An 11,029-nucleotide genomic window follows, 5' to 3' on the forward strand; every position below is an offset into this window, starting at 1 on the left:
GCTGGCTCCTTATGCTCAGGCTTCAACTTGATTGTTTTGTTCAGCAGCAGTGCTTTGGGTTTCCGGCTGCTCTTTGATGGCGATGGCGCGTTTCACCATGTACTCGCCAATGGCGATGGTCAGGGCGACGCCAATCAGTACCGGTGCGCTGTAGCTCCAGTCAACGGTCATATCCAGCAGTTCAGGGAAGATGAACAGTACTACGGCCTGAGTGATAACCAGGAAGCAGATGATGGACATGGCCCACTGCAGTGGCATACCGCCTTTGACTTTGAACGGACGCTCACGGTCACCGTCGATGATGCGAAGCTTCAGGTAAGACGGGAACATAAACAGGTACGGCAGCAGGAAGATACAGCTTGAGAATGCAAATACAGACCAGAACAGGTCGTCATTGGTGTTGGCAAAGAAGGCGTAGGCGATGATCACCACGGTAGAAAGCGCACCGGTAATGTTATTGGCACCAACCGGAGTGCCAAAGCGCTCAGACTGTTTACCAACCATATCCGGCAGTTCTCCCTCACTGGCTGCTTCTGCCGCAGCGCGGCTTGCGCCCATCGTCCAGGACACCATGTTGCCGATGAAAGTCAGCAGGGCAACGATACCAAACAGGTAAACCATTAGCTGGCCAAGCGCGCCGTCACCAAACAGGGTTTTCAGGGTGTCGATAAGACCAGCAACCAGGCCGATGTTTTCTACCGGCAATGCCATCAGGATGCCGACGGTACCGATGATGTAGAGAAAAGCGGTGATACCGATAGCCAGGAACACCGCTTTGGGCATATCGCGTACGTCTTTCATCTCTTTGGTCAGGGTGGCGACCAGCTCAAATCCCATCAGGTTAAACACCAGTGCAGGCAGGAAAGCCACGCCGGAGTCCAGAGATGGCATCATGGCGGCGACAGAGAACTCGTTGGCCACGCCGTTGTTCATGGCGTAGATAAAACCGCCAGCACCGAGTACCAGGATAATCGAAACTTTGAGGATAGCGCCGACGTTGGTTACCCAGATCCCTACGTCTGCGGAGACGTTACAGATCCAGACGGTCAGCCAGGTCAGAATGATGCAGATGGCGATTTGCCAGAAAAGGGAAAGATCGGGGAAGAAGAGTTCGGCAAACATACCGGCAAACATGATGTATACCGCTGGCATCCAAAGGCCGACGTTGATCCAGTAGAACCAGGTGGTTCTTACTGCCCATTTAAAACCGAATGCCTGTTTTACCCAGTCGTAGATACCGCCTTCGCCCGGGTAGGTGGTGGCCAGCTCTGATGTCATCAGGCCATAAGGAATGACAAATATCACCAGAGTTAACAGCCACCAGCCAATTGATGATACCCCGATACTTGCCGAAGCGGTCAGGGTATCAACGACGATCACTGCACACAGGCTGAACAGTGCGATACTGGTAACCCCCATTTTTCCCTGTTTCACGTTACTCATGTGAACCTCCAATTTGGGTACGAATTTCTGTGTTTTTAATGAATTTACGCAAATTAGTCTTGCACACGGGTAACGGCATAAAAGTACAGAAAATCACAGTTCGGTTTTTATGCCCGATGGCGAGAGGTATTTGTGATGGCGGAATCAAATATGGAGCAGAAAATAGCCAAAATCCGGAATATTGATTTTAATCAATTTTTTCAGGCTGTTTTGCCGGGATATTAAAATGGTCACAAGGTCATAAACCGGAGAGTTTAGTATGTCGAAACCAATTATTGTTGTTGCCGTTGGCGGAAATGCTTTATTGCAGCGGGGCGAAGTAATGAGCTGTGAGAATCAGCAGAAAAGCATAACTATCACAGCAGAAGCACTGGCGGAAATAAATAAGGATTACAGGCTGGTTATCGTTCATGGAAACGGACCTCAGGTTGGACTGTTATCTTTGCAAAATAATGCATATAAAGATTGCCCGCCTTATCCATTTGATGTTCTGGGGGCAGAAACACAGGGGATGATTGGCTATTTAATTCAGCAGGGATTAAACGCAGCAATTGATGATAAATTAACAACCACTATTTTGACCCGTATCGTTGTGGATGAAAATGACCCGGCAGTTAAGAATCCAAGTAAATTTATCGGTCCGGTCTATGAGGAGCAGGAAGCCAAACATCTGGCTGAATTAAATAACTGGATAGTAAAACCGGACGGAAATAAATGGCGCCGCGTTGTTCCATCCCCGGCACCAAAGGAAATACTGGAGATCCAGGCGATTAAAGATTTGCTGGATAAAGATCACCTGGTCATATGCGGAGGCGGTGGTGGTGCCCCGGTAGTTGAAAAGGACGGGGCGTATGTCGGCTTTGAGGCGGTGATCGACAAAGATATGACCGCAGCCCTGGTCGCAAAAGAGCTGGGTGCCGAACACCTGTTGATTCTGACGGATGGCACACATGTTTGCCTCAACTGGGGTGAGCCGGATGAGCAGAAATTGTATGATGTTCCGGCAGCATTGATGAGAAGCTATGACTTTGCCGAAGGCTCAATGGGGCCAAAGGTTAATGCCTGTTGTCAGTTCGTTGAACAGACTGGTGGCACCGGATACATCGGGGACCTGCACCACGCCCACGATATTATGAGTCGTGAGTCCGGAACCCGGATCTACAGGGATTGAATACAAACATAATTGCATGGCTGCCCGCGGGTGGCCATTTTCATATTGGATAAACCGGGGGAAGATGTGCGACGGAGCAGCAAAGAAGAAAAGCTAAAGGCCATTCATGATGCAGCGGTATCTCTGATTGAGCGAAGGGATATCACCAGCATTTCAATTTATGATGTAGCGAAAGAAGGAGGCATTTCCACTTCAACGGTTTATCATCATTATCCAAATATCGAAGCGCTGTTTTATCACCTGATAGAAGATGTTTTCTCAGATTTTGATGATGTGCTTGAAAACTCAGTTATTCCGGAAGATGTCCACCACTGGAGTGATATAAATCGGATGATTGAAACCGGATATACCCAGTATTATGCCAATAATGCTGTAGTACAGAAGTTGATACTTAGTCAGCATACCTTTACCAAAATAAGACACGCAGATACTGAGAATGATATACGCCTGGGTAAGCGTGTTGAAGCTATTTACCGGCGTTACTATGATATTCCGGAGTTGCCTGAGGGCATTAACATTTTTGCTATTGCACTTCAGGTGGCGGATAAAGTGTACTCTCTCTCTTATCGTGAGCACGGATTTATTGAGTCTGAAATGATTGATGAGGCGATTAAGCTGACCAATGCTTATTTGGGGCTGTACATTCCCCACGTATGCAATCATGCCAGAGTGCATTAGTCAGAAGTGTGATTAGAATCAAACTTCGGTTTTTATGGCTTTATTTGTTTTAAACTGTGATTGGTTTCTTACAAATAAAGCCATTATTTATTTCCAGGCCGATAGTTGAATCCGATAAAAGTTTTTTGATGCGAAATGCTGAATATTAATAATCACTTGATATGCAGTAATCAACGAACAAAAGGGTTAGAACTATGAAACTTCCATCTTCAACCGCAACAAACCTGAGCAAACCAAGCCTGCGTCATTTTCTGAAAACCCAGGACTTCACCCGTCAGGAGCTGACTGAGATCCTGGATCTGATGAAGCTGCTGAAAGATGCCCGCCGTGATAACGCGGTTCCCCAGCTGTTCAAGGGCAAGTCAGTTGCGATGATTTTTGAACAGCCTTCTACCCGTACCCGTGTTTCATTTGAAACCGCAGCCACTATTCTGGGTGGGCACGCGCTGTTCCTGTCTCCGAACGATATTCACCTTGGCTCAAAAGAGTCCCTGGAAGATACCGGCCGGGTACTGTCACGTATGGTCGATGTAATTATGGCCCGCGTGGATGAGCACAGCACGGTGGCCGGACTGGCAGAGCACGCCAGTGTGCCTGTTATCAATGGGTTGTGTGACTGGCTGCACCCAACCCAGATCATGGCGGATCTGTTTACCATGCAGGAGCACCTGCCGGAAGGTAAAGAGCTGAGTGACCTGACGGTAGCCTTTGTTGGTGATGCGACTAACGTGGCCTCGTCACTGATGTTTGCCTGCACCAAGTTCGGCATGACGTTTAAGCACATCTGTCCGGACCGTTTCAAAGCACCGGCTGAGTGGGTTGAAATTGCTGAGGAAAACTGCCGTGAGTACGGCGGCAAGCTGGTTATCACCGACAACACCGATGAGGTGGAAGGCTGTGACATCATTGTGGCGGACAGTTTCTATTGGTTCGGTCAGGAAGATGAAAAAGAGATCCGCCTGAGCACCTTCATCCCTGAGTATGTGGTGAGCGAAGAGATGATGGCCAAAGCCGGTCCAAATGCGCAGTTTATGCATTGCCTGCCAGCAAACGATCAGCGCGAGTGTACCCGTGGTGTGATGGAGTCAGAGACCTCGGTTATTTTTGACGAAGCGGAAAACCGCCTGACCGCTCAAATGGCGCTGCTGGTGTACTTCACCAACAAGGATATGGTTCAGCCAACAGAAGCGACCGTGCGCGCTCACGAAGATAAGATCGCGACTTTCCTGTCAGCTATCTGAGATTACAGGAACCGCAGATAACAATATCTCAAACAGCGTCAAATGCCCCTTCAGCAATGAAGGGGCTTTTTCGTTGATGGACCGGAAAGACTACAGTTCGGGATCGGGTTTTGAGGTGTGGATCCTTAGCTTGTAGAAATCACTGTAGCCGGACTTGCCGATCTGAATCCCGCTGACTCCTTTGGTGCAGCTGACCTGTTCCTGACCCCAGAACAGGGGCAGAATGGTGGTGTTATTCCGCAGCTGACGGAGTTGATCCAGCAGACGCTGTTCAGTATTACCTTCCGCGATATGACGCTGTACCAGCGCGGCGTGTTCATCGAGCTGATTTTCATCAAACACAAACCGGATCCCGGTACCGGTCAGCAGCCATTCATACGCGCCGTATTCCAGCGGCTGTTCGATGATGTCCTCGACCAGCAGCAGATCAGCCTGATCTTTTACCAGCTGAGGATTGCTGGCATCAGACAGTTCAACCTGTTCGACGTTTATCCCGGTTTGTTCAATCAGCTTCACCAGCCAGCAGGACATTTTATCCAGATAATCGATGGTCCATTTGGGGTGGGCCAGTACCAGGCTGCCTTCCAGCTGAGGGATGGTTTCATCTGGCTCGCTGGTCTCCTCAAGCATCTCCATGATGTCGAGATCGCTGTTGGCCGCAAACTCAAAGCGGCGGGCTTCGAGGAACGCAAACAGTGCCTGCCAGCTCTCATCGCTGAGCGTACATTCCGGACGGCGGTTATGAGCCAGATAGGAGAACGCCTGGATGGTGTAGTTCTCCTTCTCTCCATCGTTTTGGTTGTAGCTGATGTATTTGTCCAGAGCTTCTCCCTGATGAGAGAGAGTGATCTTGTCCAGCAATGCCTTTTTGGCGAAGTATTGGTGATGTTTCTTCAGGATCAGTTTGTCCTTCTCCCAGTACTCAGCCATAAATGGGCCGGTGCCAACGGCAATTGGACGATTTTTGGAGAACTCCCGGACGCGCCGGGTGGTCACTGAGGCATTGGCTGTTGCCAGGCAATAGATGAACAGCGGATTGGGCCTGGAGAGCTCGATACAGATCGCCTGTTCAGGCTCACTGAAGCTCACCGAGGTGACCTGGCGGATCAGCCAGCTGACCGGCCCTTTGGCCTGAACCAGCCGGTTGAGACTGTGGATGACGTCATTGTTTTCCAGCATCAGGCCATCGTGGCAGCGAATATCCGGTCTCAGCCAGATATAGATGTACCGGCCATCAATTTTATACTCACAGGCGAGGTGAGGATGGAGGTGCCCGTTGTTGTCGATTTTAAACAGAGTGTCATACAGGCTGCGGATCACCTGAAGCTCAGAAAACCGGTACGTCAGCGCCGGATTGAGTTCGTTGACCCATGGGTAGTGGCTGATGATAAGCGCATTGGCACTCTGGTTGGCCTGGGAGGTTTCTTCCATGGCCTGATTCAGCGCACTGGCTGCGGTGCCACGGTAAAGTTCAAGCAGTTTTGATATTTGGTCAAAGTTACCGGAGCCAAGCTCTGCCCTGATGGTGCGGTACAGAGCCTGGTGCAGGGAGAGGGTGACCGTAAGCGCGCTGGCTTTCCCCCGGCCACGTCCGGGGCTCCATTCAATCCAGCCGTACTCATCCAGCATTTTGAGGATGTTGGAGGTATTGCGGCGGGAGGTGGAAAACACCTGCTCAAGATCGTCCAGGCTTACCTGGTGAGCCTGACTGGGCAGGTAGTGGTTTAACAGCTGACTTAGTCTGCGGAGACAGGTCTCGGTCATATTAATTGGCCATGGCTTTTATAAGGTTTGAATTCTTAGCAGTAGGTGCATTACAGCAGCGACCACTGAGATAATTATAAGATAAATCTATAAAAGTTCACGGTTTAGCTCATAATGTACGGTTAATTTGCATTGAAAAAATAGATTCAGGATAACGGGTGGTAAAATTGGCTATTATCATGTGGGGCGGGTGTGATATTTCTCGTCGAGAATTAACTCGTCATCTAAATATCTGACTATATCGTGTTAAGTAACAGGTTAATTAGCTGATACTGATTATTTTTGTTGCTGGATGTAAGGGGGGGGGGTAAAAGAGAATTATTCCGAAGAAAGTTGCCCCGGAAATAAACTGGAAAGCTTACTCCGGGGCTGGGGGATCAGTTGGCTTTCGGAATTGTGGTAAATATGGTCCACTCTTCTTTTACCATGCCTTTGTGACCCACTACGGTAGCGGTTACGCGGCGGTTCAGTGCGTGGCTGACTTCATCCAGACCCATCGCGGCGAGGTGGGTATCACCAAAGCCAACAATCTTGAGGCGCTTGCCATCAATGCCTTTTTCAATCAGCAGTTCGCGTACTTTCTCTGCCCGGCGACGGGACAGGTCTAGGTTGTACTCCGCGCGGCCGACTTTACTTGCGTATCCCTGAATCTCAATCGAGGTGGCAGGGTAGGCTTTCAGAAAGGCAGCCAGCTCGGTGATCTTCTGATTGAAAACGTCCTGAATCTGGTCAGAATCGTTTTCAAACAGGATCTTAAGCTGGTATTGCTCTGATTTACTCACGTAGCGCTCACAGCCATCATTGTTGACTTCAGCGCCGGAAGGTGTGCCTGCACAGTTGTCCCGGGCGTTGATGACACCATCGTTATCAGAGTCAGCAAGGTCGGCAATCTGGTTTGCCTGTGGCGTCTGAATGTACTCCATATCATCGCCGGCATAAGCATTATTCAGGCCGGCAACCATCAGGGTTGCTGCCAGTAACATAGTACGTTTCATTGTGTTCAGTACTCCACAGGTTGGGTCCACTCTTTCGGAACATCAACGCGCAGGGCGTCAAGCAGGTTACCGGTAGAGCTCAGGATACGGTATTTGGCGTATTGCTGTGCGAACTGGGCTTCCACATAGCCTTTGCGGGATTCAAACAGTTCGTTCTCAGTGTTGAGCAGGTCCAGCAGGGTGCGTTTACCGATGCGATATTGCTTCTGGTAGGCAACCACGGTGTCGGAAGCTGCATCAACGTGCTGAGATAAAAAGTTTTTTTGCTGAGTCGTCAGTTCGAGCGCACTCCATGACAGACGCAGTTCCTGCTCAACTCCGCGGTAGGCGCGTTCCTGCAGATCCTTCGCTTTGTTCAGCTGGTAGGCCATACGGTCACTGTTGGCTGAGTCAGAACCACCGTTATACAGATTGTAGCGGACACGCAGCATAGCTGTGGTTTCGGTGCTGCTGCCCTCAATGCCGCCGGCATCGTTGCGCCAGTTTTGCGCAGCTTCAAACGATACGACCGGGAAGTTATTGGCGTCCGTCTGCTTGTACTGGAACTTGGCAGAATCTACGTCTGCGCTTGCGACTTTAATTACCGGGTGGTGTTCAAAAGCCAGGTTTTTTGCATCATCAAGAGTGCCCGGAATAAAGTTTTTATCTGCTCTTGGAAATACCAGTTCATTCGGGACTTCGCCAACCAGTTTAAAGAAGGTGGTCTGAGCATCTTTGAAATTGTTGTGGGCAGCCAGTACGTTGCTGTGCGCTTTGGCAAGACGGGCCTGCACCTGAGTCAGGTCCGCCACAGAGCCAATGCCAGAATCGGTACGTTTCTGAATATCGGCCATGATGCGCTCATGGGTGTCGAGGTTAGCTTCAGAAAGTGCCAGGAACTCCTGGGCTTTCAGTACTTCCAGGTAAGCGTTGATAACCTGAAGCGCAATGCCCTGAGCATCTGCAAGTAGCTGATAGCGAACGGACTCTGCATCTGCAGAAGTGCGGTCAATATCGTGCAGGGTTTTGGAGCCGTCCCAGATCAACTGAGTCAGGGTGATAGCCGCGTCTTTGCGGGTCATGTCGGTGTCTTTCTTACCGGTCGACGCAGCAGGGTTGATCCCCTCGTAGCCAATACCCGCATCCAGGTCGATACGTGGTTTGTACGCACCGGTTGACTGGTCGATAACAAAGCGCTTGCTCATGTACTCGTTGTACGCACTTTTGATTTCCGGATTGGTTGCAAAGGTCGTTGCGATGGCTTGCTCTAATGACTGTGCACCAGAAGGCAGTGACATTAATAAGCCACAACACGCAATACTAATATTACTCAGCTTCACAGGAGGTCTCCCAAATAAATTCCAGCGCATATTACCAATAATATTAGTCTCAATTCTGAGACGATCTTAAATTTAAATATACGAAGTAAACGTTTGCGAAAGTTATGGCCTATTGAAGTAAGCCAATATTTCATATCAAGCGCAGTAATTACGGGCGATTCGCCCCTAAAAACAGGTCGCATAACATACGGCTTTCTGCGCAAAAATAAAACAGTTTTAAAACATGAAAATTATTAGTAGCAAAAGTGCGTGTTTTCCGTATGCCGGTTGGTGATAAATTAATCACCTGATACTTATAATCTAAAGAAATAGTTCTCATTCCCCCAGATGGATGGCGGGGGTGGGCTTTTTTATTGCTGCTACATGGGGTATAAGCTCTTGGTCGGAAAGTCAAAATTAACCGCAGAAAGCTACGTTGTCATCGGTATGGATGGTCACCTGAAAGTCATCACATCGAAAGATGAACTCTTGCCGGGTGAAGTAATCGTGGAAACCCGTGAAGGTGAACCACTTTCTGAGCAACCTGAAGTGGTGGAACAAGCATCACAGCAGGTGCCGGATGAAGCAGCAGAACTGGCCAGGATTTTTGAAGCGCTGGAGCAGGGCGTTGACCCTGCAGAGCTGGGAGACGAGTACGCTACTGCAGCAGGTGAAGCATCAGGTTCAAGCCTGACAGCTTCTGGTACGGTTGAGCGTACTGGCGCAGAGGTGCTGGCGAGTACGTTTTTTGAAACGACCGGGCAGACTCCGGAGCAGAGCATTACCCAAAACTTTATCGAATCAGCCCCTCAGGCAGAGCTGGGTGAAATCAGCGCCGTAATTGCCGGTGATGACAGCGGCGCAGTTAAAGAAGATGTGACGCTGGAGACCAGCGGTAATCTGACAATAACCGATCCGAATCCTGGTGAGACGGTATTTCTTCCTCAGGCAGACGTGCAGGATGGAAACTGGGGTACCTTTTCTGTTGATGCCGGTGGTAACTGGATCTATAAACTAAATAACAGCCATCCTGATGTACAGGCTCTTACTTCAAACAGTGAGCCGGTTACCCGCACTATGACCGTTACTTCTGCTGACGGTACCACTCATGAAGTTGTAGTTACTATTTCCGGTACTGATGATCAGGCGATTATCACTCCACACACGCCGGATGCCGACAAAGGCAGCGTGAAAGAAGACGTCACCCTGGAGACCAGCGGCAAGCTGGATGTCGTTGACCCGGATGCGGGCCAGGCACACTTCAACGCTTCAAGCGTTGATGACGGCGAGTACGGCAAGTTCACCATGGACTCAGAGGGCAACTGGAAATACGAGCTGAACAACGATTCTGCGACTGTCCAGGGCATGACAGATGCAAGCGCTCCGGTGATCCGTGAGTTCACCGTAAGCTCAGTCGACGGCACCGAGCACAAAGTCACCGTGACCATCAAAGGCACCGATGACGGCGCGAAGATCACCCCGCATACCGCTGATGCCGACAAAGGTCTGGTGAAAGAAGACGAGATCAAAGAGACCAGCGGCAAGCTGGACGTGACTGACCCGGACGCAGGCGAGGCGCACTTCAACGCTTCAAGCGTTGATGATGGCGAGTACGGCAAGTTCACCATGGACTCAGAAGGCAACTGGAAGTACGAGCTGAACAATGATTCCGCCACCGTCCAGGGCATGACCGATTCAAGTGATCCGGTTATCCGTGAGTTCACTGTCAGCTCAGTGGACGGCACTGAGCACAAAGTCACCGTGACCATCAAAGGTACCGATGACGGCGCCAAGATCACTCCGCATACCGCCGATGCTGACAAAGGTCTGGTGAAAGAAGATGAGATCAAAGAGACCAGCGGCAAGCTGGATGTCACTGACCCGGATGCAGGCCAGGCGCACTTCAACGCATCTTCTGTCGATGACGGCGAGTATGGCAAGTTCACCATGGACTCAGAGGGCAACTGGAAGTACGAGCTGAACAACGATTCTGCGACTATCCAGGGCATGACCGACGCAAGCCAGCCGGTGATCCGTGAGTTCACGGTAAGCTCAGTCGACGGCACCGAGCACAAAGTCACCGTGACCATCAAAGGCACCGACGACGGCGCGAAAATCACTCCGCATACCGCTGATGCCGACAAAGGTCTGGTCAAAGAAGACGAGATCAAAGAGACCAGCGGCAAGCTGGACGTTGTTGACCCGGACGCAGGCCAGGCGCACTTCAACGCATCAAGCGTTGATGATGGTGAGTACGGTAAGTTCACCATGGACTCTGAGGGGAACTGGAAGTATGAGCTGAACAACGATTCCGCCACCATCCAGGGCATGACTGACGCCAGTGACCCGGTTATCCGTGAGTTCACCGTAAGCTCAGTCGACGGCACCGAGCACAAAGTCACTGTGACCATCAAAGGCACTGACGACGGTGCGAAAATT

At 50.3% G+C, this 11,029-nt stretch carries 8 protein-coding genes; 4 read left to right on the forward strand and 4 right to left on the reverse strand.

Going from position 1 to position 11,029, the window contains the following annotated elements:
* Positions 1-15: 15 nt before the first annotated feature.
* The gene (locus ACVB80_RS06480) at positions 16-1,443 is read right to left on the reverse strand and encodes an APC family permease (protein ID WP_481080463.1); all 1,428 of its coding nucleotides are present in this window, start codon (positions 1,441-1,443) and stop codon (positions 16-18) included.
* Positions 1,444-1,702: 259 nt separating this feature from the next.
* Here ACVB80_RS06480 and arcC point away from each other — a divergent pair, with 259 nt between their 5' ends.
* From arcC to argF, 3 genes are all read left to right on the forward strand, one after another.
* Positions 1,703-2,614, forward strand: coding sequence for a carbamate kinase (gene arcC, locus ACVB80_RS06485; RefSeq protein ID WP_481080464.1), 912 nt, complete (start codon positions 1,703-1,705; stop codon positions 2,612-2,614).
* Positions 2,615-2,680: 66 nt separating this feature from the next.
* Positions 2,681-3,292 carry a TetR/AcrR family transcriptional regulator gene (locus ACVB80_RS06490; RefSeq protein WP_481080769.1) on the forward strand — a complete coding sequence of 204 codons (612 nt, stop codon included), beginning with the start codon at positions 2,681-2,683 and terminating at the stop codon, positions 3,290-3,292.
* A gap of 194 nt (positions 3,293-3,486) precedes the next feature.
* On the forward strand, positions 3,487-4,533 hold the full coding sequence (argF, locus tag ACVB80_RS06495; RefSeq protein WP_481080465.1) for an ornithine carbamoyltransferase: 1,047 nt from the start codon (positions 3,487-3,489) through the stop codon (positions 4,531-4,533).
* Between the two features lie 90 nt (positions 4,534-4,623).
* On the opposite strand, the gene ACVB80_RS06500 is transcribed toward argF, so the two are convergent.
* The 3 genes from ACVB80_RS06500 to ACVB80_RS06510 form a co-directional block, all read right to left on the reverse strand.
* On the reverse strand, positions 4,624-6,297 hold the full coding sequence (locus tag ACVB80_RS06500) for an SgrR family transcriptional regulator (protein ID WP_481080466.1): 1,674 nt from the start codon (positions 6,295-6,297) through the stop codon (positions 4,624-4,626).
* Between the two features lie 377 nt (positions 6,298-6,674).
* Positions 6,675-7,292, reverse strand: coding sequence for an OmpA family protein (locus ACVB80_RS06505; protein WP_481080467.1), 618 nt, complete (start codon positions 7,290-7,292; stop codon positions 6,675-6,677).
* Between the two features lie 5 nt (positions 7,293-7,297).
* Complete coding sequence (locus ACVB80_RS06510; RefSeq protein ID WP_481080468.1) at positions 7,298-8,611, reverse strand: TolC family outer membrane protein; 1,314 nt, start codon at positions 8,609-8,611, stop codon at positions 7,298-7,300.
* A gap of 378 nt (positions 8,612-8,989) precedes the next feature.
* Here ACVB80_RS06510 and ACVB80_RS06515 point away from each other — a divergent pair.
* On the forward strand, positions 8,990-11,029 hold a 2,040-nt coding region (locus tag ACVB80_RS06515), incomplete at its 3' end, for a VCBS domain-containing protein (RefSeq protein WP_481080469.1).

This window comes from Vibrio sp. 9-16B-A1, assembly GCF_056726165.1.

What these genes read in the sequence shown, in the direction of transcription:
- ACVB80_RS06500 (WP_481080466.1), bottom strand. Translation starts at nt 6,297, where the DNA reads ATGACCGAGACCTGTCTCCGCAGACTAAGTCAGCTGTTAAACCACTAC.
- arcC (WP_481080464.1), top strand. Translation starts at nt 1,703, where the DNA reads ATGTCGAAACCAATTATTGTTGTTGCCGTTGGCGGAAATGCTTTATTG.
- argF (WP_481080465.1), top strand. Translation starts at nt 3,487, where the DNA reads ATGAAACTTCCATCTTCAACCGCAACAAACCTGAGCAAACCAAGCCTG.
- ACVB80_RS06505 (WP_481080467.1), bottom strand. Translation starts at nt 7,292, where the DNA reads ATGAAACGTACTATGTTACTGGCAGCAACCCTGATGGTTGCCGGCCTG.
- ACVB80_RS06480 (WP_481080463.1), bottom strand. Translation starts at nt 1,443, where the DNA reads ATGAGTAACGTGAAACAGGGAAAAATGGGGGTTACCAGTATCGCACTG.